Genomic DNA, 26,477 nt, shown 5'->3' on the forward strand with positions numbered 1-26,477 from the left:
TTCGGCGGTGTTCGTCAGTCGGCGGCGGCGACCATCTCGCGCAGCTTCGGCTTGACCACCTTGCCCATCGCGTTGCGCGGAAAGGCGTCGAGGAAACGCCATTCGTCGGGTATCTTGTAGCGCGTCAGCCTTTCGCGGCAGAGCGCGACGAGTTCGGCCTCGATCGCCGCGGGGTCGAGGTCGGCGTGGGCCAGCTGGATGCACGCCACCGTCAGCATGCCCATGCGCAGGTCGGGCTTGCCGACCACCGCGCAGTCGGCGACGCCGTCGTGCCCGTGCAGCACGCGCTCGATCTCGGCCGGATAGACGTTCGATCCGCCGCGCAGGATCAGTTCGGAGCTGCGGTCGGCGATCGTCAGCCAGCCGTCAGCGTCGAGGCTGCCGTGATCACCCGAATGGACCACCCCGCCGCGCAGCAGCGCCGCGGTCTTGTCCGCCTCGCGCCAGTAACCGAGCGGCGGCGTGTAGACATTCGCCCATTCGCCCGCCTGCGTCGCCGAAAAACAGACTTCGCCGACGGTACCGGTGGGCACCGGGTTTCCGTCGCCGTCGCGGATCGAGATATCGAGATGCGGCAGCGCATGCCCGCTCGCGCCGTCGGGGGGCACCGCATCGAAGCTGTGCGCAACCACCGTCGGCGCCTCGGTCAGCCCGTAGGAGGGCGAGACATGATAGCCGTGGCGCCGGAAGAAGGCCGCGCGGATCGCGTGCGGCAGCGGCGCGCCGCCCGACGCCATGCGGAAATGTTCGGGCAGGTCGAGATCGGCCTGGAGCAGGTCGTAGATCATCGTCGGCACGAACGCGACCTGTCCGACGCGCTGGTCGCGGATCCAGCCGATCAGCGGCTCGATCTTGATCGACGGCGCGAACAGGAAGGGCTTGCACGCAAGGAAGGCCGACACCGGGCCGAGGATCATCACGTTGGTGATCGTCAGCGGCAGCGCCGATCCGCGCCGCGCCTCGGGCGTCATCAGCCCGTGCGCGAAGGCCGCGGCGGGCACGACGATCATGTTGTGCTGGCTGTGGACGACGCCCTTGGGCACGCCGGTGGTGCCGCTGGTGTACATGATCGCCGCGGGGGCGAAGGGATCGATGTCGGGGGCCGGAGCCACCGCATTCGCCGCGTCGGCGAGCGCCGCGTGCCAGCCGCCGTCGCGCCCCGGCGCATCGAGGATCCAGACATGCGCCAGTTCGGGCGCGCCGTCGCGCAGCGCCACGACCTGTTCCTCGAGGCTCGCGTCGGTCAGCAGCAGCGTCGCGCCGCTGTGCGCCAATATGTAGCGCTTGTCGTCGGGCGGCAGGATCTTGTTGATTCCCACCCACACCGCGCCGAGCCGCATCGCCGCGAAAAAGGCGATCACGAGACTGTTTTCATTGCCGAGCGACGCCGCGACTCGATCGCCCGGCCGAATCCCGGCCGCGTCGAACAGCGCCGCCGCGGCGGTGACCGCCGCCGCCAGCTCGCCGAAATCATAGCGGCCCTGCGCGTCGACGAGCGCCTCGTCGCCGGGACAGGCCGCCGCGGCGCGCGCGATCAGGCTCGCGACGTCGCGCGGCGCGCGGGGGGGATCGATGCGGGCCGGGGGGCCCTGCAAACCGAGCGCAGCATATTCCTCTTCCGTCATAACCCTCGCCATCGAAGCGTATCTCTCTTGCATTAAAGTCTATATGATTATGATATATTCGTGCAAGAGCGGAGTCCGTCCCGCTGCACATTCCTGTGCGGGACGGCGTCGGCAATCAAGCGCCGGAACAGCGAGAGGACAAGATGACCCAGCCTTCCCCCGAAGAAGAATTCGCCGCCTTCGGACCCGTCGAGGCGGCACCGATGAACAATTTCCAGAAGGTCGTCGCGCGGCGCCTGACGCAGAGCTGGACCCAGATTCCGCACGTCACGCACCACGACGCGGTCGATGTCACCGCGCTCGACGCGCACCGCAGGACCCTCCCCGCGGGGGTCAAGATTTCGCCGCTGATCTATCTCGTCAAGGCGCTGGCCCGGGCGATGGCCGCTTATCCGCAGTTCAACGCCTCGCTGTCGCAGGACGGCAAGACGCTGGTGCGCAAACTTTATTGCCATATCGGCATCGCGGTCGACGGACCGCTCGGGCTGCTCGTCCCGGTGCTGCACGACGCCGACCGGAAGGATGTCGCGGCGCTCGCCGGCGAGCTTGCCGCCCTCAGCGCGCAGGCGCGCGACAAGGGGCTGCCGATGAGCGTCATGTCGGGCGGGTGCATCACGATCACCTCGCTCGGCGGGATCGGCGGCACCGGCTTTACCCCGATCATCAACCAGCCCGAGGTCGCGATCCTCGGCGTCACGCCGTCGCGTGTGCAGCCGGTGTGGGACGGGTCCGCCTTCCAGCCGCGATCGATGATGCCGCTGTCGCTGAGCTATGACCACCGCGTGATCAACGGCGCCGACGCTGCGCGCTTCGTGAAAGCGATCGGGCAGGCGCTGGCACAACCGGAGTTGCTGTGATGACCGACGCGACGACCGACGAACTGGTGCTGCGCACCGATGCCGATGGCGTGGCGACGCTGACGCTCAACCGCCCCGAAAAGCGCAATGCGATCAACCGCGAGCTGTTCCGCACGCTGCGCCGCCACCTGCTCGCCCTGCACGATGACCGTATGATCGGGCTCGTCGTGATCGCCGGCGCGGGCGATCATTTCTGTGCGGGGCACGACCTCTCCGAAAAACCGCACGCCGACGCGCTCGGCTGGCTGCGGCGCGAGGTGCAGACGCTCGAACTGCTGACGCGGCTGCGCCAGCCGGTGATCGCCGCGGTGCGCGGGACCTGTTTCACCGGCGGGCTCGAACTCGCGCTCGCGGCCGACTTCATCCTCTGCGACGAAAGTGCGCGTTTCGCCGACACCCACGGCAAATGGGGGCTGGTTCCGGGCTGGGGCATGTCGCAGCGGCTGCCGCGGCGCGTCGGCCAGGCGAAGGCGCTCGAGATGATGATCACCTGCCGTCCCTATGGCGCCGCGGATGCGCTGGCGATGGGGCTCGTCAACCAGTGCGTGCCCGCGGGCGAACTCGACGCCGCGGTCGGCGAGCTTGCGGCGACGATCCTCGCCAACAGCTGGCACAGCAATGCCGAGAACAAGCGGCTGGTCTACAACACCGACGGCATGCGCCTCGCCGAAGGGATCGACCACGAGATCATGCGCAACGCAGGCTTCGACCGCGACGCCGCGGCGCGGCGCCAGCGCTTCCACGACCGGCCGCGCGGCGATGCCGGCTCCGACAGCCGATAAAAAGCGAGCCGGTCCCGAAAGACCGGCTCGATTGGAGTTGCCCTGATTGGAGGTTCGGATGAACCAACAATCATATAACTAATATAACTCTATGATTCGTACAAGGTCTGATTTTTGACCAGAAGCGGAGGTTCGCTCCTCCCTGTGGCGAAGCCATGGGGAGGTGACAGCGTGCAGCGCTGACGGAGGGGCCATGGCGCAACGTTGCTGGCCCCTCCACCACCGCCTGCGGCGGCGGTCCCCCTCCCCATCGCTGCGCGACAGGGAGGAGCGGGGTCGCTTCGACCGGCTACGGCCCTGTCTTTCATCGTCGCCCCGGACTTGATCCGGGGTCCATGACTTCGACGCTGCTATGGATCCCGGATCAAGTCCGGGATGACGAAGTCAGGCAGGAAAGCCCGCTCCCCACCCCGAAACCGCCCCGGCACCGGCCTGACGAACGCCACGCCCCACCTTGCTCAGTCGAGCACCGCCACGCTGGTCAGGATGCGCTGGATCAGCTCGCCCTGCCGCGCGGTGCCGGTACGCGCATAGATATCCTTCGAATAGGTGCGCGCGGTCTGTTCGGTGATGCCGATCTCCGCCGCGGCTTCGGCGAGCGCGCGGCCGTTGGCGAGCAGCATCGCGAGGCGCGCCTGCGTGTCGCTCAGCCCGAACAGCGCCGCGACATGCGCCGATATGTCGCGCTGCGGCGGGCGCCGCCCCGACAGGTACAGCGTCAGCCGCGCCGCGCGCGGCCCCGCGTCGACGCGCGGCGGCGACGGCACGAGCAACAGGTCGATGCCGTCGGCATCGCCAAGATGGATCGCTTCGGCCTCGCCCGACGCCAGCGCCGCGGCGATGCGCTGCGGCAGGTCAACCTTGCGGTCGATCGCGTGCGGGCGGTCACCGTGGATGACGAGAGCGCCAGCGGTGTCGATCCAGCGCTGCGCGGCATCGTCGACCCCCACCACGCGGCCGGTCGAATCGAGCGTCACGACGCCGAAGGCGAGCAGGTCGGCAGCGCGGCGATACGCGGCGGTCTCGGTCGCCTGCGCGAGCAGCGCCGAATAGCAGGACAGCGCCGGTACCAGCGCGCGCGTCAGCCGCTCGCACAGCCGGCGGTCGTCGGCGTCGAAATCGGGCATCGCCGCGCTGCGCGTGACCGTGACCCAGATGTTGCACCCGCCGGGCTCGACGACGCGAAAGATCAGGAAATGTTCAAGGTCGGCGGCGCGCAGGAAATCCTCGCGGAACGCATCGCGCGCCAGCGCCGCGATGCCGTCGAGCTCGGCATAGGCATAGACCCGCCCCGGCTGCATCGCGAAATAGGGAATGGGGTCTGCGTCGGCAAAGCGCGCGCGATAGCGGTCCCACAGCCAGTCGGGCGGCGCCGGCGCGTCGTGGACCTCGATCCCGCTCGCGCGATCGGCATCGGCGCGGCGAAAGATCAGGTTGGCGAAGTTGCCGCCGAGCCGCACGCGCAGCCGGCGCACGAAATCCGACCAGGGCGGGCTGTCGATCGGCCCCGCCTGGACCGCCAGCAACAACGCTTCGAGTTCGTCGTCCACTATCCTCTCCGCCCTTCCCATTTGGGAATATGCCCCGCCTCTTTGCGAATCCTATACAGGAAAAAACAGCTTCGGGAGAGACGAGACGTGAAAGCGGCCCTGTTCAAGGCGGTGGGCACCCCCCTCGCCATCGAGGACCTGCCCGACCCCGAACCCGGCGCGGGCGAGGCGGTGATCCGCGTCGCGCGCTGCGGCGTGTGCGGTACCGACCTCCATTCGACGAGCGGCCACGGCTACACGCTGCCCGCCGGCGCACAGCTCGGCCACGAATATGCGGGCGAGGTCGTCGCGGTCGGACGCGGGGTCGAACGGCTGAAGGTCGGCGATCATGTCGCGGCGCTGCCCGTCGTCGGCTGCGGCGAATGCGACGCCTGCCGCACCGGCATCGACGTGCTCTGTTCGCGCTGGAAGGGCTATGGAGGCGGGCTCGCCGACTATGCGAAGATCAGCGAGCGCGGCGCGACGATCCTGCCGCAGACGCTGTCGCTCGCCGACGGCGCGCTGGTCGAGCCCTTCGCCGTCGGGCGCCGCGCGGTCCGCCTCGCCAACCCCGCGCCGGGCGACCGCGCGCTGATCATCGGCCCCGGTCCGATCGGTCTCGCGGTGCTCTTCTGGCTGCGTCGCGCCGGCGTCCGGTCGGTCGCGCTGCTCGCCAGCAGCGACCGCCGCCGGCCGCTCGCCGAGGCGATGGGGGCCGACAGCTTCATCCTCGAAGGCGAAACCGCGCAGCAGGACATCGTCGCCGCACTCGGCGGCGCGCCCGATATCGTGTTCGAATGCGCGGGCGTCCCCGGCACCATCGCGCGCGCGATGGCGCTCGTGCGGCCGCAGGGGCAGGTCGTCTCGCTCGGCTTCTGCATGGTGCCCGACCAGTTCGTGCCGGGCATGGCGCTGATGAAGGACGTCAGCCTTCGCTTCTCGCTCATCTACACGCGCGACGATTATGCCGAATGCGCCGCCGCGCTCGACGCCGACGGCGACCGCGCGCGCGCGATGGTGACCGAGACCGTCGCGCTCGCCGACGCGCCCGCCGCCTTCGAACGGCTGCGCGCCGGAACCGGCGGCGGCGGCAAGCTGCTCGTCGATCCGTGGCGCGGCCGGTGAGCGGCTGGCGGAAGCGCTTCGACGCGCTGCACGAAGCCGCGGTTGCCGCGACGGGGCACGAGGACTTCGGCGACACGGGCTATCATGCGCCGATGCGCGTGCTGCTCGACGCGATCGACGCCAATCCGCCGCAGGGCGCGGCGGTCGAGGCGGCGGTGGCAGGAACGATCGGCGGCGCGCTCGCCGGCCGGCTGGTCACGCAGGCGGGATGGAACGCCCATCCGGACCATGCCGCCGAACCGGTCGCGCGCCCGCTGATCGTCATCGGCCTGCCGCGCACCGGCACCACCGCGCTCCACCAGCTGCTCAGCCAGGACCCGCAGTTCCAGGGTTTCGAACGCTGGCTCACCGCGAACCCGATGGTGCGCCCGCCGCGCGACACATGGGACGCGCATCCGCTGTTCCAGGCGACGCAGGCGCGGATCGCGGCGATGCGCGCACGGGCGCCCGCGATCATGGCGGCGCACTCGGCCGAAGCCGACGAGGTCGACGAATGCCTGATGCCGATGGCGCAGAGCTTCATCTGCAACTGGTTCGCCTCGAACATCGACGCGCCCGCCTATGACGCCTGGTTCCGCGCCGCGGACGAGACGCCGTCCTTCCTGCGCTACAAGCGGGTGCTTCAGCTCGTCGGGCTGGGCGACGCGCGGCCGTGGCTGCTGAAAAATCCCAGCCACGCGTTCGGCATCGACGCGCTGCTCGCCGCCTTTCCCGACGCCTGCATCGTCCAGACGCACCGCGACCCCGCCGCGTCGATCGCGTCGCTGATGAGCCTGCTCGGCGGCATCCGCGAACTGATGGCGGGCGGGCCGATCGACCGCGCCGCGCTGCTCGCGCGCGAAAGCAGCTTCTGGGCCGAAGCCGCCCGGCGCAGCATGGCGGCGGCGGATCGCGATCCGGCACGATTCGTCCATGTCCGGCAGGAGGATATCCGCGCCGATCCGCTGGGCGTCGTCACGCGCATCTACGGCCATTTCGGCATCGCGATGTCGGCCGAGGCCGAGCGCCGCTACGCCGCCTGGGCCGCCGCCAACCCGCCCGACGGGCGCTCGTCGCACAGCTATCGCGCGGTCGACCGCGGCCCCGTCGACGACCTCTTCGCCGACTATATCGCGCGCTTCGACCTGAAGCGCCCCGTTCCCGCAGGAGCCTGAGATGAGCATCCCCGTCCTTTTCAAACAGCATTTCCAGATCGCCTATGTCGTGCGCAACCTCGCCGCCGCCCGCACGCGGCTCGCGCGCGAGTTCGGGGTCGCCGAATGGGATGTCATGGACATGGCGGCGCTGATGGGTCCCGGCCACGGCACCCGCTACATCGGCAACAGCTTCGCCGGCGACACGATGATCGAACTGATCGAACCCGACCCCGCGGGCGATTCGATCTACCGCGACTGGATCCCGGCCGAAGAGGACGGCGTCCGCCTGCACCATCTCGGCTTCCTCGTCCGGAGCGACGAAGACTTCAAGGCCGCGATCGCGCAACTCGGCGCAGCGGGCTATCCCACCGCGGTCAGCGGCAGCTTCGGCGACGCGCTCGACTATCATTATGCCGACACCACCGCGCTGCTCGGCCATTATTACGAACTCATCAACCTCAAGCCCGCGGGCGAGCAATTCTTTGCCCGCATCCCGCGCAACTAAGGGGGCAACCGCCATGTCGACCGGCCCCGCCGTCCCGATGGAATGGGAACGCTTCATCGAACTGATCTCGGGCATCGATCGCAGCCTTCAGCATGTGATCGACCCCGCCGACCCCTGGCTCAAGCAGGAAGCGATCCAGCAGATGGCGATGAGCCTCGCGCAGGGCTATGCTCCGATCGTCGCGCAGGACAGCCGCGTCCCGGGCTTCTTCACCTTCCTCAACCCGGTGATCAAGTCGGCGGCGCCCAACCCCGACTATATGTACCGCACCAGCTTCGTCGAGGGCGACGGCACCTATCGCCTGTCGGGGTGGCGGGGCACGACGCTGTTCCTGCACATCGGCATCGGGTCGGGTTATATCGGCGTCGACGACAAGCCGGGACCGTCGGTCGGTCATATCGACGCCGACACGCTGACCTTCGACGATCAGGGGCGCTTCTCGGTGATCCTCAGCGCCGAACGCCCCGCGGGCTACGACGGCGACTGGTACGCATTGCCCGCCAATGCCCGCACGATCGGCATCCGCGAGGCGAGCTACGACTGGGAGAATGAGGTCGACAGCCGCCTCGCGATCGAGCGGCTCGACGACGCCGGCGGCTTCACCCGCCCCACCCCCGAAGAGATCGCGCACCGCCTCGAACGGCTCGCGGGCTTTCCCGAACGCTACGCCCAGCTCTTTGTCCATTTCGTCAAGACGCTGAGCCGGCACCCCGTCAACACCGTCGTGCTCAACAGCTGGTCCGACATCGGCGGCCTCGCCGGACAGACCTACTACGAAGGACTGTTCGAATTTTCGGAGGGCGAGGCACTGATCCTCGAGACCGACGTGCCCGACACGGTGCGCTACTGGGCGGTGCTGCTCGCCGACCCGCTGTTCAACACGATCGACTGGGAGAAATGCCAGTCGAGCCTCAACGGCTTCCAGGCGCGGCGCGACGCCGACGGCAGGTTCCGCGCGGTGATCGCCGCCGAGGATCCCGGCGTCCCCAACTGGCTCGACACCGGCGGGCGCACCAGGGGCGTCGTCCAGGGCCGCTGGTATCAGGCGAGCGCGGCGCCGACCCCGACGCTGCGGCGCGTCAGGCTGTCGGAGCTGCGCGACCACTTGCCCCCCGACACGCCGCAGGTCGACCGCGCGGCGCGGCGCGAGAGCCTGCGCGCACGCTTCCGCGGCGCGCAATTCCGTCGCAAATGGTGATCGCGCCGCCGGGGCTCGTCCCGTACCAGATCGGCGTCATGGTCGCCGATCTCGACGCTGGCATCGACCGCTACCGCCGCCTGCTCGGCCTTTCGGGCTGGAAGCACATGGATACCGACTATGTCGCGCGCTACCGCGACTGGGAGGGGCGGATCGCCAACCGCAACGCCTTTGCGCCATGGGGTCCGATCCACCTCGAAATGATCGAGCCCGGCATCGGCGAGGGCAATGCGCGCGAATGGCTCGATACGCGCGGCGAAGGCATTTTTCACGTCGGGGTCGCGGTCGACGACATGGCGGATCGCCCGGTGGCGGCGGGCGTCGTGTTCGAGGTGCAATCGCAGCGCACGCCCGGCGGCCGCCCGGCGATCGTCCACCTCAACACCGTCGCCGAACTCGGCTTTTTCCTCGAACTCGCATGGCGCCCGCTGGCCGAGCGGCTCGACGCGTGGGTCCGGTCCGAAGCCGTTTCCTGAAACGAAACGGCGGCGCATGCGGCGCCTCAACCCCTGTCGGCGAGCGCCAGCAGCCCCGACCGGTCGCGGATCGCGACCCCGCCATAGGCGGGCGCGATCAGCCCCTGTCCGGCGAGCTGTCGCAGCAGCCCGTTCATGTGCTGGCGCGATACGCCGACGATGCGCGCCAGCTCGTCCTGCGTCGTGTCGAACCGCCCGTCGACATGCCCCCGTCCGCCCGCCAGAAACAGCGCGAGCCGCGCCAGCGCGGGCAAGGCGCGGACGCGCGCCGCTTCGCGCATGCCGAGCCGGTGATGCATGCAGTTGAGCAGCGCGAGCCCTCGCCACAGGTCGGGCACCACCGCGGCAAGCCCGGCGATCGCCCCCATCGGGACGGTCAGGATGCGCGCGGGGCCCGCCGCGATCGCATCGTGCGGGCGCTCGCGGCCGTCGATCACCGACAGTTCGCCGAACCAGCGGCCGGGCCTGACGATCATGTTGACGAGTTCCTGCCCCGCCGCCGGATAGCTGACCAGCCGTACCCGCCCGGTCACGACCGCGTGCAGCCCGTTCGGCGGATCGCCGATGCGATAGACATGCGTGCCGTCGTCGATCGTCCGCGCCTGCGCGCCAGCCAGCAGCCCCGCGCGCTGGTCGCCCGGAAGCGCGTCGAACCAGCTGTCGGCGACGAGATGATCGGCAGTCCCCATGCCCAAGGCTGGCCGTCCGCCGGAACAATGTCAACCACATGACATTTTGCGATGCCCGCCGATGCTATGCCCGCGGCAGAACGGCGACAGGGAGAGCATCATGGCCGATTATGATCTGGTGATTCGCGGCGGAACGATCGTCGACGGCCTCGGCAATCCCGGCGCGGTCGGCGATCTCGCGGTGCAGGACGGCCGCATCGCCGCGATCGGCCGGGTCGACGGCCGCGGGCGCGAGGAGATCGATGCCACCGGCCGCATCGTCACCCCCGGCTTCGTCGACGTCCACACCCACTATGATGGACAGGCCTTGTGGGAGACGCGGCTCGCCCCCTCCTCCAACCATGGCGTGACGACGGTGCTGATGGGCAATTGCGGGGTCGGCTTCGCGCCGTGCAAGCCCGACCAGCGCGACATGCTCGTCGCGGTGATGGAGGGGGTGGAGGATGTGCCCGAAGTCGTGATGACCGAGGGCCTGCCGTGGAACTGGGAGACCTTTCCCGAATATCTCGACGCCCTCGACGCCCGCGCGCTCGACGTCGACGTCGCGACGCAATTGCCGCATTCAGCGCTGCGCGTCTTCGTGATGGGCGCCCGCGCCGCCGATCACGAGCCGCCCAATGCGAACGATCTGGCACAGATGCGCGCGCTCACCACCGAGGCGATCCGCGCCGGTGCGCTGGGGGTCAGCACCTCGCGCAACCTGATGCACCGCACCAAGGCCGGCGAACTCGCACCCAGCCTGTTTTCCGAAGAGGATGAGCTGACCGCGCTCGCGCACGGCCTGCGCGACGCCGATGACGGGGTGTTCCAGATCATCCCGCGCGTCATGGGGCCGGCGCGCGACGAATTCGCGCTGATGCGGCGGCTCGCCGAAGCCGCCGGGCGCCCGCTTTCCTATTCGCTGCTCCAGATGCCCGCCGGCGACCCCGCCGAATGGCGCGCGTCGCTCGACGCGCTGACCGACGCGCGCGACGCGGGGCTGCCGATCCGCGCGCAGGTCGCGCCGCGGCCGGTCGGCATGTTCTATGGTCTCGACCTCAGCTTCCATCCCTTTTCGATGCACCCGAGTTTCCGCCCGCTGCTCGACCGCCCGCTCACCGACAAGGTCGCGGCGATGCGCGATCCCGATTTCCGCGCGCGGCTGCTCGCCGAACAGCCCGAGGACAGCAATCCGGTTTCGCTCGCCACGGTCAAGGCGTTCCGCTTTGCCTATCCGATGGGCGAAACCCCCGACTACGAACCCGACCTTGCCGACCGGATCGACAATCGCGCCGCCGCACTCGGCCTGTCGGCGGAGGAATATGCCTATGACCTGCTCCTCGAACAGGACGGCCGCGCGCTGCTCTACCAGCCGGGTGCCAATTATCGCGACGGCAACCTCGACGCGGTGCACACCATGCTCGCTCACCCCGGCACGGTCGTCGGGCTCGCCGACGGCGGCGCGCATTACGGCATGATCTGCGACGCGAGCTTTCCGACCTTCTATCTCAGGCGCTGGACGGTCGACGCCGCGCCGGGCCAGCGCATCGCGCTCGAAACGGCGGTCGCGGCGCTGACCAGCGAGCCCGCCGACATGATCGGCCTCGGCGACCGCGGCCGGCTGACGGTCGGGGCAAAGGCCGACATCAACATCATCGATCTCGCGGCGCTGCGCCTGCACAATCCGTCGGTGGTCAACGACCTGCCCGCGGGCGGACGGCGGCTGCGCCAGCTCGCCGACGGCTACGACGCGACGATCGTGTCGGGGGTCGTCACCTACCGCGGCGGCACGCACAGCGGCGCGCTGCCCGGCCGGCTGGTGCGCGGCGCGCGGCGATTGGCGGCGTAAGCGGCGTGCGTTCGATATAAACCGTCAGCCCTGAGCCTGTCGGGCTTCGGGATGGTGCTGATTTATCGCTCGCCGCGCTAGTCGCGCATCGCCCGGATTTCGTCGTCGCGCCCGGTCATTTCCCAGCGGATCAGCGAAATGGGGATCGATCCCGCCGCGCGGAAACGATCGTGGAAGCGCTTGATGTCGAACGCGTCGCCTTCCTGCATCGCAACGTCGGCGAGCAGCTTTTCGAGTTCGACCTTGCCCATATAATAGCCGATGCCATAACCCGGCTGGCGCAGGTAGAGCTCGATGTCGAACTGCGCGACCGCGTCGCCCGGCTTCATCCATTTGGGCGTGCGCGCGATCAGCGATTCATTCGCCTGGCTCCACGTCCATTCGTTCGCCTGCATCTTGAGCTCGGGCATCACCCGCGCCGCGCGCTTGGCGCCGAGGATATAGTCGATCTCGCGCGTCTTCGGCCGGTCCTCGAGCATCCCCGCCTGGACGATCAGCTCCTCCAGATAAAAGGCCCAGCCCTCGTTGCGCAGGCCGTTGACGAAGAACAGCCGCGGTGCGCCGCGCACCGGCCGCGTGTCGCGCGCCGCCTGCAAGGCGTCGAAGGCGTGCCCGGGCAGATTGTGCGCGCGCAGCGGGCGGCCGTCGCGGAATTCGGCCTGAAAAAAGAAATGGAGATGCAGCGGCGGATCGAACAGACCCGGCTTCGACGGGTCCTTTTCGAACGGGAATTGATACGGCCCTTCCTCGGGGTCGTGCCGGACATAGTCGGGGATGGTGACCCAGTCGCCGTCGCGCAGGAAGGCGAGCAGATCCTCGTCCTCGACCTTGCGCTTGGCGTCGAATTCCTCGCGGGTCGCGACGGGTTCGGGCATCGCGATGGCGCGGTTGCGATGCTCCTCGATCTTCAGGAAGGCGAGCTGGCGCTGATATTCGCGCTCGCCGATCACCCCGATCTCTTCGGGGGTGTAGGGGAGCAGCAGGACATTCTTCAGATACCAGGCATAATTGTCGCGGCCGACGCCGCCGTGCGCGGGCAGCCCCGCCTCGATGCCTTCGAGCCAGGCCTTGAACTCCGCCGCCGCCGCCTGCGCGCGCCGTGCCGGCGCTGCGAGCGCGGGCTGCACCTTCGCCGCGCGGTCGGCGAGTTCGCCATAGACGTTCACCTCGACCGCCTTCTGCGCGATGGCGAGCCGCGCAAGGTCGCCGCGCGCGTCGATCAGGTTCGCCCGCGCCTGCCGCAACGCCTCGGGCACCGCGTCGAGCTGCGCCTTGAAGGCGGCGGTCTTGTCCTTGGCCAGCGGCAGCTTGGGGATCGCGATCGCGCCGTGCATCTTCGGCCCGAAGCCAAGGTTGGTGGTGCTGTAGAAGGCGGGGTCGCGCTTCCACGGCTCGACGACGCGATGCTGGAATTCCAGCCCGCGCATCTCGGCGAGCACGACCATATAATCGACGCGCTGCGCCACCGGCCAGCCGCTGTCGTCGATCGCCTTCAGCCGCGCCTGGAACGTTTCCAGCCCGGCCTTCTGCTTCGCCATCGCCACGGGCGAATAGTCGGGAACCCCCTTCACCATCGGCGGCGCGACGAAGGCGCGGAATTCGGCATAGAGCGCGAGCAGGTCCGAATAGCCCGCGGGCGCCGCCTCGCTCGCCGCGGCCGGCGGCACCGGCGCGGCGGTCATGAACAGGGGCGCGGCCATCAGGGCAGCGGCCAGTCGCAGCGTCTTCGTCATCGAATACTCCCTGTCATGTCGGCCCGATGCGGCCCGTCGGTTGTCAGAGGCTGTTGAAGAAGCGGCCGAGCCGCTCCATCGCCTCGGTCACGCGCGCTTCCGATTCGGATCCGAAGCAGACGCGCAGATAACCTTCGCCGCTCGGGCCATAGAAGCTGCCCGATTCGACGACGACATGCGCTTCCTTGAGGATCGCCATCGCGAGGTCGGTCGAGCTCTTGCCCGTTCCGCTGATGTCGGGAAAGGCATAGATGGTGCCCTCGGGCTCGGCGCAGGTGACGCCGGGCATCTGGTTGAGCGCCTGCACGACGATGTCGCGCTTGCGCCGGTCGGCCTCGACCAGTGCGTGCATCGCGTCCTGCGGCCCCTCGACCGCGGCGCGCGCGCCTTCCTGGACAAAGACGTTGACGTGCGTCACGTCGGTCATCGCGATGCGCAGGATCGCGGGCATCAGCGCCGCATCGGCGGTCAGATAGCCGATCCGCCAGCCGTCCATCGAATAGGCCTTGGTGAAGGCGAAGCAGGTGATCGTGCGCTCGCGCATCCCGGGCAGGCTGGCGATGCTGATATGCTCGGCGCCGCCATAGGTGATATATTCATACACCTCGTCCGACAGCACGAGCAGATCGTGCTTGATCGCGAGGTCCGCGACCTCCTGCAACTCGGCGCGCGAATAGACGCGGCCGGTCGGGTTGGCGGGGTTGATCAGCACGATCATCCGCGTCTTGTCGGTGATCTTCGCCGCGATCCGCGCTTTCGAGATCGCAAAATTGTCGGCCTTGTCGAGCTCGGCGATCACCACCTTGCCCCCCGCGATCTCGGTCTTGCCGATGTGCTGCGGATAATAGGGATCGAGCAGGATGACCTCGTCGCCCGGATCGATCGCCGCCATGAAGGCCGCGAAGGAGGCGTGGGTCAGCCCGTTGGTGACGAGGATCTCGTCGGCCCCGTAGTCGAGGCGGTTGAAGTCGCGCAGCTTGCGCGCCAGCGCCTCGCGGAACGACAGCGTGCCGCGAAAATCGCCATAGTGGACGATACCCGCGTCGAGCGCCGCCTTCGCGGCCTCCTTGATGTGCAGCGGGGTGTCCGCATGCGGCCGGCCGAACTCGAGATGGATCAGGTCGACGCCCTCGGCGTCGAGCTTCGCCGCCTCGTCGTACATGCCAAAACTTTTCTTCGATCCCGTCGCGAGACGTTGTGCCGGCCACTTCATATTCGATCCTCCGAGCGATTCCCTACACGTGAATAATTGTGTGATAAAGGATATTTCAAGCTTAAAATTTTAGGCTTGAAGCTTCTTGTGCCGCGGCTTAGGAATCGACGCATCAATCCCCGATGGAGTCTCTTGCAGTGAAGATTGCCTGCGTGGGCGGCGGACCGGCCGGCCTCTATTTCGCGATCTCGATGAAGCTGCGCGACCCCGCGCACCAGGTCGATGTGTTCGAACGCAACCGCGCCGACGACACCTTCGGCTGGGGGGTCGTCTTCTCGGACCAGACGGTCGAGAATCTGATGGCGAACGACCCCGTCAGCGGCGCGACGATCCGCGACGAATTCACCCACTGGGACGATATCGACGTCCATATCCATGGCGAATGCGTCCGTTCGACCGGCCATGGTTTCATCGGCATCGGCCGCAAGCGCCTGCTCCGGATCATGCAGGACCGCGCGCGCGAACTCGGCGTCGGGCTGCATTTCGAGCATGAAGCGAGCGCCGACCTCGCCGAATGGGCCGACTACGACCTCGTCATCGCCGCCGACGGCGCGAACAGCCGCATCCGCGACGCCTATGCCGAACATTTCGACATCGACATCCAGACGCGCCGCAACAAATATATCTGGCTCGGCACGCACAAGACCTTCGACGCCTTCACCTTCGCCTTCGAACAGCTCGAAGAGGGCTGGGTGTGGGCGCACGCCTATCGTTTCGACGACAATCTTTCGACCTTCATCGTCGAAATGGCGCCCGAAACCTGGGAGAAGCTCGGGCTCGACCGGCAGGGCCCCGACGAGGCGATCGCGTGGAGCGAGCGCGTCTTCGCCAAATATCTGGACGGCAACAGGCTGATGACGAACGCGTCGCACCTGCGCGGGTCAGCGGCGTGGCTCAATTTCCGCCGCATCATCACCGGACGCTGGTCGTACGACAAGCTCATCCTGCTCGGCGACGCCGCGCACACCGCGCATTTCTCGATCGGATCGGGCACCAAGCTCGCGATCGAGGATGCGATCAAGCTCGCCGAGGTGCTGAGCCGCCCCGGCCTCGATCGCGCCGCCGCGCTCGCCGAATATCAGGCCGAACGCAGCGTCGAGGTCCTGAAGCTCCAGAACAGCGCGCGCAATTCGACCGAATGGTTCGAAACGCTCGACCGCTACCTGCCCTTCGCGCCGATCCAGTTCGCCTATTCGCTGCTCACCCGCTCGCAGCGCGTCAGCCACGAGAATCTCCGGCTGCGCGACAAGGGCTGGCTCGAAGGCGTCGAGCGCTGGTTCCAGTCGCAGGCCCCCGGCGGTCGGGACCGGAACGCACCGCCGATGTTCGCGCCCTACCAGCTGCGCGAGATGACGCTCGAAAACCGCATCGTCGTGTCGCCGATGGCGATGTATTCGGCCGAGGACGGCACCCCCGGCGATTTCCATCTCGTCCACTATGGCACGCGGGCGCAGGGCGGCGCGGGACTGGTCTATACCGAAATGACCTGCGTCTCGCCCGAGGCGCGCATCACCCCCGGCTGCCCCGGCATGTACGCCCCCGACCATGCCGCCGCGTGGCGCCGCATCGTCGATTTCGTCCACCGCGAGAGCCAGGCGAAAATCTGCCTTCAGCTCGGCCATTCGGGCGCCAAGGGATCGACGAAGATCGGCTGGGAGGGGATGGACGAGCCGCTCGACACCGGAAACTGGCCGCTGATCGCCGCGTCCGACGTGCCGTGGAGCGCGGCCAACCAGCCCCCGCGCCCGATGACGCGGACCGATATGGATCAGGTGCGCGACCAGTTCGTCGCCGCGACGCGCATGGCGATCTACGCCGGGTTCGACATGATCGAACTGCACGCCGCGCACGGTTATCTCCTGTCGAGCTTCATCACCCCGATGCAGAACCGCCGCACCGACGATTATGGCGGCAGCCTCGAAAACCGGCTGCGCTTCCCGCTCGAGGTGTTCGCCGCGATGCGCGAGGCGTGGCCCGCCGACCGCCCGATGTCGGTGCGCATTTCGGCGACCGACTGGATGGGCGACCAGGGCGTGACCCCCGACGAGGCGGTGCGGATCGCCGAGGCGTTCCACGCCGCGGGCGCCGACCTGATCGACGTCTCGGCGGGGCAGACCTGGGCCGATTGCACGCCGGTCTACGGCCGCATGTTCCAGACCCCCTTCGCCGACCAGATCCGCAACGAAGCACGCGTATCGACGATGGCGGTCGGCAACATCTTCGAGACCGACCATGTCAATTCGATCCTCGCCGCGGGCCGCGCCGACCTCGTCGCGCTGGGCCGCCCGCACATGATCGATCCGATGTGGACGCTGCGCGCCGCCGCGCAGCACGAATATCGCGGCGCCGCGGTGCCGCCCGCCTATCTCAACGGCATGGGCCAGCTCGCGCGCAACATGAAGCGCGCGGCCGAACAGGAAGCGGCCCTGCGGGGCTGAGACAGGAGGCAGCGATGCGGCTCGAACATGTGCATGCCGTCGTCACCGGCGGCGGATCGGGGATCGGCGCCGCGGTGGCGCAGGCGCTCGCGGCCGAGGGCGCGCGGCTGACGCTCGTCGGGCGCCGCCGCGACGCGCTCGACGCGGTCGCCGCGACGCTTCCCGGCGCGCACGTCGCCCCCGCCGACGTCGCCGATCGCGCCGCGGTCGATGCCGCCTTTGCGTCGGCGCGCGCCGCGCACGGTCCGATCTCGATCCTGATCAACAACGCCGGCGTCGCGCCGAGCGCGCCCTTCGCGCGCGTCACGGCGGAGGCGTGGCGCACGACGATGGCGGTCAATCTCGACGCGCTCTTTCATTGCTGCCAGGCGGCGCTGCCCGACCTGCTCGCCGCGCCGGCCGGACGCATCGTCACCGTCGCCTCGACCGCGGGGGTCAAGGGCTATGGTTATACCGCCCCCTATGTCGCCTCGAAGCACGGCGCGATCGGGCTGATGCGCGCGCTCGCCACCGAATTCGCCGCGACCCCGCTCACCGCCAACGCCGTGTGCCCGGGCTTCACCGACACCGATATCGTCGGGCAGGCGGTCGCCAATATCCAGGCCAAGACCGGCCGCAGCGCCGACGAGGCGATCGCCGAGCTGACGCGCTACAATCCGCAGAAACGGCTGATCGAGCCCGCCGAGGTCGCCGAAGCGGTGCTCTGGCTCTGCCTGCCCGCCAGCCGTTCGGTCACCGGACAGGCGGTGATGGTCGCGGGCGGGGAAGTGATGTGACCAAGGTCGCTCCGATCCGCGAAAAGCACGACGGCGCGCTCGACGATCGCGGCAACGTCCGCCTCTGGCTGCGCATGCTGACCTGCACCACGGTGATCGAAAAGCGTCTCAAGCGGCGCTTTTCGGACCAGCACGGCATCACCCTGCCGCGCTTCGACGTGATGGCCGCGCTCGATCGCCACCCCGAAGGCATGACGATGGGGCAATTGTCGGCGGCGCTGCTCGTGTCGAACGGCAATGTCACCGGCGTCGTCCAGACGCTCGCGCGCGACCGCTATGTCAGCATCGCCCCCTCCCCCAGCGACGGTCGCGCCTCGATCGTCCGCCTGACGCAGGAAGGCCGCGACTGCTTCGCGGGGCTCGCGGACGCGCATCACGACTGGATCGACGCGATGCTCGCGGGGCTCACCCGCGACCAGCGCACGACGCTTTACGATCTCCTCGGCGCGCTCAAAGATTCGCTCGCCGCCGACCATGGAAAGGAAGAGGCATGAATCCCGAAAGCTTTTCGCCCGAACATTTCGGCTGGCAGTTCGAAGGCGGTGTCGCCACCGTCACGCTGAACCGCCCCGACCGCAAGAACCCGCTGACCTTCGAAAGCTATGCCGAACTGCGCGACACCTTCCGCGCGCTCGTCTATGTGCCGGCGGTCAAGGCGATCGTCGTCACCGGCGCGGGCGGCAATTTCTCGTCGGGCGGCGACGTCCATGAAATCATCGGCCCGCTCACCGAAATGGCGATGCCCGAACTCTTGAACTTCACGCGCATGACCGGCGATCTGGTCAAGGCGATGCGCGCCTGTCCGCAGCCCGTGATCGCCGCGATCGACGGCATCTGCGTCGGCGCCGGCGCGATCATGGCGATGGCGTCGGACCTGCGCATCGCGACCCCGGCGGCCAAGACCGCCTTCCTCTTCACCCGCGTCGGCCTCGCCGGCTGCGACATGGGCGCCTGCGCGATCCTGCCGCGCATCATCGGCCAGGGCCGCGCGTCGGACCTGCTCTACACCGGCCGCATGATGGGCGCCGAGGAAGGCGAGCGCTGGGGCTTCCACAACCGCATCGTCGACGCCGACGTATTGCTCGACGAAGCCACCAAGCTGGCACGATCGCTCGCCGCCGGCCCGACCTTCGCGCACGGCATCACCAAGACCCAGCTCAGCACCGAATGGTCGGTCTCGGTCGAAACCGCGATCGAGATGGAAGCGCAGGCGCAGGCGATCTGCATGGCGACCAAGGACTTCCGCCGCGCCTTCGAAGCCTTCGCCGAAAAGCGCACCCCCGAGTTCGCGGGCGACTGATGGCCGACCGCAGCTTCCTCGACTGGCCGTTCCTCGACGACGGTCACCGCCGCCTCGCGATCGAGCTCGACGACTGGTGCAGCGCGAACATCGCGCACGATCATTCGGACGACATCGACGGCGAATGCCGCAAGCTGGTGCGCGCGCTCGGCGACGCCGGCTGGCTGCGCTACTGCGTCCCCGCCGCCTATGGCGGGGTGCACGACAGCCTCGACATCCGCTCGCTCGCACTGATCCGCGAAACGCTCGCGCGCCACTCGGGGCTCGCCGATTTCGCCTTTGCGATGCAGGGACTCGGCTCGGGCACGATCAGTCTCTTCGGCACCGAAGCGCAGAAGCAGGCCTATCTGCCCGAGGTCGCGGCGGGCCGGAAGATCGCGGCCTTCGCGCTCACCGAGCCCGCGTCGGGGTCGGACGTCGCATCGATGGACACCACCGCCGAGCGCACGGCGGGCGGCTATGTCGTCAACGGGGCAAAGACCTATATCTCGAACGGCGGCATCGCCGACTATTATGTCCTCTTCGCACGCACCGGCGAGGCGCCGGGCGCGAAGGGCGTGTCGGCCTTCATCGTCGACGCCGACACCGCGGGCCTTGCGGTGACCGAGCGCATCGCGGTGATCGCGCCGCACCCGCTCGCGACGCTGACCTTCACCGGCATGACGATCCCCGAAACCGCGTTGCTCGGCGAGGCGGGACGCGGCTTTGCGCAGGCGATGGCGACGCTCGACATCTTCCGCACCACCGTCGGCGCCGCGGCGCTCGGCTTCGCGCGCCGCGCGCTCGACGACGCCACGGCGCGCGCGAAGCTCCGCAAGCTCGGCGCCGGGACGCTCGCCGACAATGCGGTGACCCAGTCGAAGCTCGCCGAAATGGTGCTCGACGTCGATACGTCGGCGCTCCTCATCTATCGCGCCGGCTGGCTCCGCGACGTGCGCGGCGAACGCAACACGCGCGAGGCCGCGCTCGCCAAGCTCCACGCGACCGACAGCGCGCAGGTGGTGATCGACAAGGCGGTGCAGATGTTCGGCGGGCTCGGCGTCACCGTCGGCACGCCCGTCGAGGCGCTCTATCGCGAGGTGCGCGCGCTGCGCATCTACGAAGGCGCGTCGGAAGTGCAGAAGGTCGTCATCGCACGCCAGCACCTCGCCCAGAGCGCGCCCTGATGTTCGAAACCAGCCTGCCGCTGCGCTTCGCGCACTGCGATCCGGCGGGCATCGCTTATTATCCGCGCTATTTCGAACTGTGCGACGCGGCGATCGAGGACTGGACGGCGGCGGTGCTCGGCATCGACCGGCGGACGCTGCACCTCGATATGGGCCTCGGCCTGCCGACGGTCAGCCTGCACGCCGATTTCGCCGCGCCGAGCCGGCTCGGCGACCGGCTCGACTTCACCGTCGCGGTCACCCGCGTCGGGCGCAGTTCGATCGACCTCGCGGTCGACGTCGCCTGCGCCGGTACGCCGCGCTTCGCGGTGCGCTTCACGCAGGTGCTCACCAATCTGGCCGAAGGCAGCTCGCACGCCTGGCCGCCCGACCTCCTCGAACGACTGAACAAGGAATTGTCATGACCGCCCACCAAAGCCTTCTCCCCCCCGGCTGGAAACGCCCGCGCGGCTACGCCAACGGCGTCGCGGCCACCGGCCGCATGGTCTTCACCGCCGGCGTCGTCGGCTGGGATGCCGAGGAACGCTTCGTCGCCGCCGATCTCGGCGGCCAGTTCCGCCAGGTGCTGCTCAACACGCTCGCGATCCTCGCCGAAGCCGGCGCGGGGCCCGAACATATCGTGCGCATGACCTGGTATGTAACCAGCCGCGACGAATATCTCGCCAGCCTGCCCGCGATCGGCGACGCCTATCGCGAACTGATCGGCAAGAATTTCCCGGCGATGGCCGTCGTCGAGGTCGTCGCGCTGGTCGAGGCCGAAGCGAAGATCGAGATCGAGACGATCGCCGTCGTCCCCGACGCCGCCTGAGCAAGGACAGCAAGATGCAAAAATTCGACTGGGCCGATCCCTTCCTCCTCGACGATCAGCTCGAGGACGACGAGCGCATGATCCGCGACAGCGCGCGCGCCTATGCGCAGGACCGCCTTGCGCCGCGCGCGATCGAGGCGTTCGCGACCGAGAGCACCGATCCCGAAATCTTTCGCGAGATGGGCGAGCTCGGGCTGCTCGGCCCGACGATCCCCGAAACCTATGGCGGCGTCGGCGCCTCCTATGTCGCCTACGGCCTCGTCGCGCGCGAGGTCGAGCGCGTCGATTCGGGCTATCGCTCGATGATGAGCGTGCAGTCGAGCCTCGTCATGTACCCGATCCACGCCTTCGGGTCGGAAGCGCAGAAGCGGCGCTACCTGCCGAAGCTCGCGAGCGGTGAGTGGATCGGCTGCTTCGGCCTCACCGAACCCGATGCAGGCAGCGATCCGGGCGGGATGCGCACCCGCGCCACCAAGGTCGACGGCGGCTATCGCCTGTCGGGGACCAAGACGTGGATCTCGAACGCACCGATCGCCGACGTCTTCGTCGTCTGGGCCAAATCGGACGCGCACGGCGGCGCGATCCGCGGCTTCGTGCTCGAAAAGGGCATGAAGGGCCTGTCGGCGCCGAAGATCGAGGGCAAGCTCAGCCTGCGCGCCTCGATCACCGGCATGGTCGTGATGGACGAGGTCGAGGTGTCCGACGACGCGCTGCTCCCCGAAGTCGAGGGACTGAAAGGTCCCTTCTCGTGCCTCAATCGCGCGCGTTACGGGATCAGCTGGGGCGCGCTCGGCGCCGCCGAATTCTGCTTCCACGCGGCGCGCCAATATGGGCTCGACCGGCACCAGTTCGGCCGCCCGCTCGCCGCGACGCAGCTGTTCCAGAAAAAGCTCGCCGACATGGAGACCGACATCGCGCTCGGCCTGCAGGCGAGCCTGCGCGTCGGGCGGCTGATCGACGCGGGCAGGTTCGCGCCCGAGATGATCTCGATCGTCAAGCGCAACAATGTCGGCAAGGCGCTCGATATCGCCCGCGCGGCGCGCGACATGCACGGCGGCAACGGCATCAGCGGCGAATATCAGGTCATCCGCCACGCGATGAACCTCGAAACGGTCAACACCTACGAGGGCACGCACGACGTCCACGCGCTGATCCTCGGCCGCGCGATCACCGGCATCGCCGCTTTCTGAGCCCCCGGAGCGCCCCCGCCTGCGGGCGGCGGGCGCCCCCTTGCCGCCCCTCCGGTCGCCTTTCGGCGCGGCGGGGCGGCAAGGCTTGAAAGCGCGCGCCGGGGTGCCACCCGCCCCGGAAAACCGCAAGATTTCCTTCATCATTAACGCGATGATAACCATCGGCCGATAGGCACGACCGGCAATTGCCGGAGACGTGTGCGCGTGCCACTTGTTGTCAACAGGATGATCGTCAGCTGGCGGACTCTCGGGCTCGCGCTGCTGCTCAGCATCCTCGTCGGCGTCTCGACGGCGGGCGAGCTTGCCGACCGGATGATCGCGACCGCGACGAGCCGGCTCGGCGATCGCCCGGTTTCGGGCGATATCGTCATCGTCGCGCTCGACGACCGCACCCTCGGCCAGACCCCAGGCGGCAGCTTTTCGATGACCCAATATGCCGAGGTCATCGACGCGATCGACAAGGCGGGCGCGAAGCGCATCTTTCTCGATTTCTTTTTCGACCGCCGCGAATCGGATCCCGATTTCTCGCGCCTGACCGATACGGTGCGCCGGCTCGGCGACCGCGCGGTGCTTGCCGTCGCGACCAAATCGATGCCGGGCACCGACCGCACCCGCTCGATCTTTCCCAACCCCGCCTTCGGCGAAGAGGCGCAGCTCGCGAGCATCGCGTGGGATTATGAATTCTGGCAGGTCTGGTCGGTGCCGATCACCTATGTCGCCGACGGGCGCAAGCTCCCCAGCTTCGCCTCGCTGCTCGGCGGCAAGACCTCGCCCGAGCCCCGCAGCTTCCGGCTCGACCTGTCCTACGACACCGACAGCATCCCCCAATATGGCGCCGCCGACCTGCTCGCGGGGCGCGTCGATCCCGCCCGGCTCAAGGACAAGGACGTCATCTTCGCGCCGACCGCCTCGACCTTCCAGGACGCGCATTACCTCCCCGGCCACGATCTCGTGCCCGGCGCCTATATCCATCTGATCGCGGGCGAGACGCTCAAGCGCGGCAACCCGGTCGATATCGGCTGGATCCCCCCGCTCGCGGCGATGCTGCTCACGCTCCTCGTCGCGCTGCTGCCGCGCTTCCAGCGCTGGTACGCGCCGATCGCCTTCGCCGCGGTGGGCGCCGCGATCGTCGGCAAGGTCCTGCTCGCGACGCTGCTCGTCACCTCGTCGATCGGCGCCTCGCTCTTCCTCGTCGCCGCGGTCAGCGCCAATGTGTCGCGCAAGCGCCGCCGCACCTCGGCCCAGCGCGAAAACCCCGTCTCGGGTCTCCCCAATTTCGAGGCGCTGCGCGGCCAGGCGCCGTTCGGCAGCGCCACGATCATCGCCGCGAAGCTCGTCAATTTCGAGGATCTCGCCGCCTTCCTGCCCGGGCAGGGCAGCCAGCAGCTCGTCGACCAGGTCGCGCGCCGCCTGACGCTGGCGTGCCACGGCACCCAGCTCCATCACGATCTCGACGGCACCTTCGCCTGGCTCGTCCCCTATTATCAGCACAGCCAGATCGAGGGGCATCTCGCCGGGCTCGCCGCGCTGTTCAACGCCCCGCTGACGATCGGCGAGTTACGCGTCGACGTCGCGATCGCCTTCGGGGTCAACGACGAATTCGAAGGGTCGAACGCGCAGCGCCTCGCCGCCGCGCTCGTCGCGGCCGAACGCGCGGTGCGCACCCGTGCCTTGTGGACCAAATATGCGCCGCGGCAGAAGGAAGACGCCGGCTGGCAGCTCAGCTTCCACTCGCAGCTCGAGGACGCCCTCACCGGCGGCGACATCTGGGTCGCCTTCCAGCCGCAATATGACATCCGCACGCACCAGCTCGTCGGGGTCGAGGCGCTCGCGCGCTGGACGCACCCGACGCGCGGCCCGATTCCGCCCGACGAATTCATCGTCCAGGCCGAAAAGAGCCAGGACATCTATCGCCTCACCCTGTTCGTGATGGACCAGGCGATCCGTTCGGCCGCCCAGCTCCAGGAACGCGGGCTGCGCATCCACATGTCGGTCAACCTCTCGGCGACGCTGCTCGACCACGCCGACCTCGTCGGCACGATCCGCGTCATGCTCACTGCGCACCATCTGCCCGCCGAGATGCTGACGATCGAGATCACCGAAACCGCGCAGATCGAAAACAGCCGCCAGGCGCGGCAGACGCTCGCGCAGCTGCGCCGCGCCGGCATCCGCCTGTCGATCGACGACTATGGCACCGGCCAGTCCAACCTCGAATATCTCACCGAGATCGAGGCCGACGAGATCAAGATCGACAAGCGATTCGTGATGACGATGCGCGATTCGCAGCGCAACTTCGAAGTCGTGAAATCGACGATCGATCTCGCGCACCGCCTCGGCGCCGTCGCGGTCGCCGAAGGCATTGAAGACGCCCCGACGATGGCGCTGCTCGCCGAACTCGGATGCGACGTTGGCCAAGGTTATCACCTTGGAAAGCCGCAGCTATTTTCCGAACTCGCGGCCCGTCTCGCCACCCCGCCCCACAGCCGCTCCGCCTGACCTCCCAAAAGCCGCCACTCTGGTACTAATGGACATAGTTAAGACTCGCTTTACCATATCCATTAAGGTATATGATTGGTTAACTGCTCTGCGTGGGCAGTGCATGCAGTGCATCAAGGAGACATCCCATGGGTTGGTTCTGGAGATGGATGGGCGGCGGCGGCACCGGTAGCGGTGGCGGTCAGGCCTGATCCGAACGAAATAGAGAAAGGGCCTCGGCATCGCCGGGGCCTTTTTTTTTCGTTGGGGCATGGTAAACATCGGAGATTTTCGTCGACAAGACGACGGTCTCGTTCCTCGTGGCGGGCCCGATTCCGGTTGCGACGCTCGTCATTGGCCCCTCGCCTATCGATTTATGTCACGACACGACAACGGCATCGGCGAAGCGCGGTTCGCAAGCATTCTCCGCCCCCGCGAAGGACGCGGGGCACCTGTCAGCACCGCCAAGCCGGAGGTGGAGCGGAAGGGTTTCTAGTTCAGAGCGGCGCCGACGCCACCCCGACCCGCTGTCGTCCGCATCAGGAGCGGGGGAGTTGCCCATTGCCCGGCAACCCGGGGAGGATCGGAGACGGCTGTTGCAACAGCTTGCTTCCGTGGCAGTTTTTGTACTGCTTGCCGTCTCCGCACGGGCACGGCGCGTTGCGGTGGACCTTGGGCACCGCCATGGGAGCCGGCTCGTCGCTAACGTCCTCAACCGTGAAGTCGGTCATGGCGATCCCGCCGCCGCCGGGATGGATGGACACCATGGAAGGCATGCGCACACTGAACTGGTTGACCATGGTCGAACCGCCGCCTTCGATCGGGCGCACGGGATCGGAATACAACAGGATAGAATCGAGTTGCTTGCCCACGGTGCCCGCACTTTTCGGATCGTCCGCCACCTTGCGCACCATCCCTTCCAGCATGGCACGCATCCCGGCTGCGGGCATGCCGGCCTTCAGCCCCTTCCGAATCCGGTGCTCGAACCGGACAGCGGCAGGTCCGCCGCTCCCCATGACGCCAACCCACGTCCAATCATCGGGCGCATTGTCGGCGACGCCTGAATAGCGTGTGCCAAAGGGCCCGTGGGGGTCGTCCAAGTTGGAAATTTCCGCCGCCAACCCTTTGGGCGGATCGATCGAAATATTATAACCGATAATCGATATGATCAGCGCTTTTCGGTCGGGCGCCAATATCTTAATGGGTATTGTCGTCGTGAAAAGCTTGGTGAGTTCGGTCGCCAAGCCATCGAGCATCTGGACCGGATCCGTATTTTCCTTTGCCAAATTGATGAGCGTGGTCATCAACCATGTTTTCGTCGCGTGAGAGCCGATCGTCGCAAGACCGGCAAAGGCAACGGAAAAGCGGAAGTTCGAAAAAACGAGCGAGAAACATTTCTCATGCTCGTCATCCACGACGAGGCCATCGGCCGTCAGGCGACGATCGGTAACTTGCACGACGAAATCTTTGTTCATGGCGGCGAGGATCAGGGTCACACGGACTACTCCGATGATTTGGTCACCGACATGACACGGCGGAGCCCTCCGCGCCATCGCTCCCTGTCCGACGGCAGCCGGCGCTCGCTCGCGCAGCCCAAGAAAAAGGGAGCGGTCGCCCGCTCCCTTTCC

At 68.0% G+C, this 26,477-nt stretch carries 23 protein-coding genes; 17 read left to right on the forward strand and 6 right to left on the reverse strand.

What is annotated here, in order from left to right:
• Positions 1–14 precede the first annotated feature (14 nt).
• Positions 15–1,625, reverse strand: coding sequence for a class I adenylate-forming enzyme family protein (locus EAO27_RS14000; RefSeq protein ID WP_242770772.1), 1,611 nt, complete (start codon positions 1,623–1,625; stop codon positions 15–17).
• A gap of 143 nt (positions 1,626–1,768) precedes the next feature.
• Here EAO27_RS14000 and EAO27_RS14005 point away from each other — a divergent pair, with 143 nt between their 5' ends.
• The gene (locus EAO27_RS14005) at positions 1,769–2,482 is read left to right on the forward strand and encodes a 2-oxo acid dehydrogenase subunit E2 (RefSeq protein WP_242770773.1); all 714 of its coding nucleotides are present in this window, start codon (positions 1,769–1,771) and stop codon (positions 2,480–2,482) included.
• Complete coding sequence (locus EAO27_RS14010) at positions 2,482–3,264, forward strand: enoyl-CoA hydratase/isomerase family protein (protein WP_242770774.1); 783 nt, start codon at positions 2,482–2,484, stop codon at positions 3,262–3,264. Before EAO27_RS14005 ends, EAO27_RS14010 begins: the two co-directional genes overlap by 1 nt.
• 458 nt (positions 3,265–3,722) lie before the next feature.
• Here the strand turns inward: EAO27_RS14010 and EAO27_RS14015 are convergent, their stop codons facing one another.
• On the reverse strand, positions 3,723–4,814 hold the full coding sequence (locus tag EAO27_RS14015; protein ID WP_242770775.1) for a hypothetical protein: 1,092 nt from the start codon (positions 4,812–4,814) through the stop codon (positions 3,723–3,725).
• An 87-nt stretch (positions 4,815–4,901) separates the two neighbouring features.
• Here EAO27_RS14015 and EAO27_RS14020 point away from each other — a divergent pair, with 87 nt between their 5' ends.
• The 5 genes from EAO27_RS14020 to EAO27_RS14040 are packed head-to-tail and all read left to right on the forward strand — an operon-like array spanning position 4,902 to position 9,233.
• Positions 4,902–5,918, forward strand: coding sequence for an alcohol dehydrogenase catalytic domain-containing protein (locus EAO27_RS14020; RefSeq protein ID WP_242770776.1), 1,017 nt, complete (start codon positions 4,902–4,904; stop codon positions 5,916–5,918).
• The gene (locus EAO27_RS14025) at positions 5,915–7,072 is read left to right on the forward strand and encodes a sulfotransferase (protein WP_242770777.1); all 1,158 of its coding nucleotides are present in this window, start codon (positions 5,915–5,917) and stop codon (positions 7,070–7,072) included. The genes EAO27_RS14020 and EAO27_RS14025 overlap by 4 nt, the downstream gene beginning before the upstream one ends.
• A gap of 1 nt (position 7,073) precedes the next feature.
• Entirely contained in the window at positions 7,074–7,559 is a 486-nt protein-coding gene (locus EAO27_RS14030) for a VOC family protein (RefSeq protein ID WP_242770778.1), read from the forward strand.
• 13 nt (positions 7,560–7,572) lie between these two features.
• Positions 7,573–8,757: a DUF1214 domain-containing protein gene (locus EAO27_RS14035; protein WP_242770779.1), complete on the forward strand. Its 1,185-nt coding sequence runs from the start codon at positions 7,573–7,575 to the stop codon at positions 8,755–8,757.
• Positions 8,751–9,233 carry a VOC family protein gene (locus tag EAO27_RS14040; protein ID WP_242770780.1) on the forward strand — a complete coding sequence of 161 codons (483 nt, stop codon included), beginning with the start codon at positions 8,751–8,753 and terminating at the stop codon, positions 9,231–9,233. Before EAO27_RS14035 ends, EAO27_RS14040 begins: the two co-directional genes overlap by 7 nt.
• A 26-nt stretch (positions 9,234–9,259) precedes the next feature.
• On the opposite strand, the gene EAO27_RS14045 is transcribed toward EAO27_RS14040, so the two are convergent.
• A complete protein-coding gene (locus EAO27_RS14045; RefSeq protein WP_242770781.1) occupies positions 9,260–9,922 on the reverse strand; it encodes a Crp/Fnr family transcriptional regulator in 663 nt (220 codons plus the stop codon).
• Positions 9,923–10,022: 100 nt separating this feature from the next.
• Between EAO27_RS14045 and EAO27_RS14050 the strand changes: the two genes are divergently transcribed.
• The gene (locus tag EAO27_RS14050) at positions 10,023–11,750 is read left to right on the forward strand and encodes an amidohydrolase family protein (RefSeq protein ID WP_242770783.1); all 1,728 of its coding nucleotides are present in this window, start codon (positions 10,023–10,025) and stop codon (positions 11,748–11,750) included.
• 77 nt (positions 11,751–11,827) lie between these two features.
• Here EAO27_RS14050 and EAO27_RS14055 read toward each other — a convergent pair whose 3' ends face one another.
• Together EAO27_RS14055 and EAO27_RS14060 are read right to left on the reverse strand one after the other, a co-directional pair.
• Positions 11,828–13,483: a DUF885 family protein gene (locus EAO27_RS14055; protein ID WP_242770785.1), complete on the reverse strand. Its 1,656-nt coding sequence runs from the start codon at positions 13,481–13,483 to the stop codon at positions 11,828–11,830.
• A gap of 43 nt (positions 13,484–13,526) precedes the next feature.
• Positions 13,527–14,696 carry a pyridoxal phosphate-dependent aminotransferase gene (locus EAO27_RS14060; protein WP_242770786.1) on the reverse strand — a complete coding sequence of 390 codons (1,170 nt, stop codon included), beginning with the start codon at positions 14,694–14,696 and terminating at the stop codon, positions 13,527–13,529.
• 137 nt (positions 14,697–14,833) lie between these two features.
• Here EAO27_RS14060 and EAO27_RS14065 point away from each other — a divergent pair, with 137 nt between their 5' ends.
• From EAO27_RS14065 to EAO27_RS14105, 9 genes are all read left to right on the forward strand, one after another.
• Positions 14,834–17,134 carry a bifunctional salicylyl-CoA 5-hydroxylase/oxidoreductase gene (locus EAO27_RS14065; protein WP_242770787.1) on the forward strand — a complete coding sequence of 767 codons (2,301 nt, stop codon included), beginning with the start codon at positions 14,834–14,836 and terminating at the stop codon, positions 17,132–17,134.
• 14 nt (positions 17,135–17,148) lie between these two features.
• Positions 17,149–17,910: an SDR family NAD(P)-dependent oxidoreductase gene (locus EAO27_RS14070; RefSeq protein WP_242770788.1), complete on the forward strand. Its 762-nt coding sequence runs from the start codon at positions 17,149–17,151 to the stop codon at positions 17,908–17,910.
• Positions 17,907–18,404, forward strand: a complete 498-nt coding sequence (locus EAO27_RS14075) for a MarR family transcriptional regulator (protein WP_242770789.1) — start codon at positions 17,907–17,909, stop codon at positions 18,402–18,404. The genes EAO27_RS14070 and EAO27_RS14075 overlap by 4 nt, the downstream gene beginning before the upstream one ends.
• Positions 18,401–19,210 carry an enoyl-CoA hydratase family protein gene (locus EAO27_RS14080; RefSeq protein ID WP_242770790.1) on the forward strand — a complete coding sequence of 270 codons (810 nt, stop codon included), beginning with the start codon at positions 18,401–18,403 and terminating at the stop codon, positions 19,208–19,210. The genes EAO27_RS14075 and EAO27_RS14080 overlap by 4 nt, the downstream gene beginning before the upstream one ends.
• On the forward strand, positions 19,210–20,376 hold the full coding sequence (locus EAO27_RS14085; RefSeq protein ID WP_242770791.1) for an acyl-CoA dehydrogenase family protein: 1,167 nt from the start codon (positions 19,210–19,212) through the stop codon (positions 20,374–20,376). Before EAO27_RS14080 ends, EAO27_RS14085 begins: the two co-directional genes overlap by 1 nt.
• Positions 20,376–20,780: a thioesterase family protein gene (locus EAO27_RS14090; protein ID WP_242770792.1), complete on the forward strand. Its 405-nt coding sequence runs from the start codon at positions 20,376–20,378 to the stop codon at positions 20,778–20,780. Before EAO27_RS14085 ends, EAO27_RS14090 begins: the two co-directional genes overlap by 1 nt.
• Positions 20,777–21,184, forward strand: a complete 408-nt coding sequence (locus EAO27_RS14095; RefSeq protein ID WP_242770793.1) for a RidA family protein — start codon at positions 20,777–20,779, stop codon at positions 21,182–21,184. The genes EAO27_RS14090 and EAO27_RS14095 overlap by 4 nt, the downstream gene beginning before the upstream one ends.
• Positions 21,185–21,198: 14 nt before the next feature.
• Complete coding sequence (locus tag EAO27_RS14100) at positions 21,199–22,374, forward strand: acyl-CoA dehydrogenase (RefSeq protein ID WP_242770794.1); 1,176 nt, start codon at positions 21,199–21,201, stop codon at positions 22,372–22,374.
• 225 nt (positions 22,375–22,599) lie between these two features.
• The gene (locus EAO27_RS14105; protein ID WP_242770801.1) at positions 22,600–24,870 is read left to right on the forward strand and encodes an EAL domain-containing protein; all 2,271 of its coding nucleotides are present in this window, start codon (positions 22,600–22,602) and stop codon (positions 24,868–24,870) included.
• 518 nt (positions 24,871–25,388) lie between these two features.
• On the opposite strand, the gene EAO27_RS14110 is transcribed toward EAO27_RS14105, so the two are convergent.
• Entirely contained in the window at positions 25,389–26,345 is a 957-nt protein-coding gene (locus tag EAO27_RS14110; protein WP_242770803.1) for an SEC-C domain-containing protein, read from the reverse strand.
• Between the last annotated feature and the right edge of the window lie 132 nt (positions 26,346–26,477).

Source organism: Sphingopyxis sp. YF1 (genome assembly GCF_022701295.1).
Classification (GTDB): Bacteria; Pseudomonadota; Alphaproteobacteria; order Sphingomonadales; family Sphingomonadaceae; genus Sphingopyxis.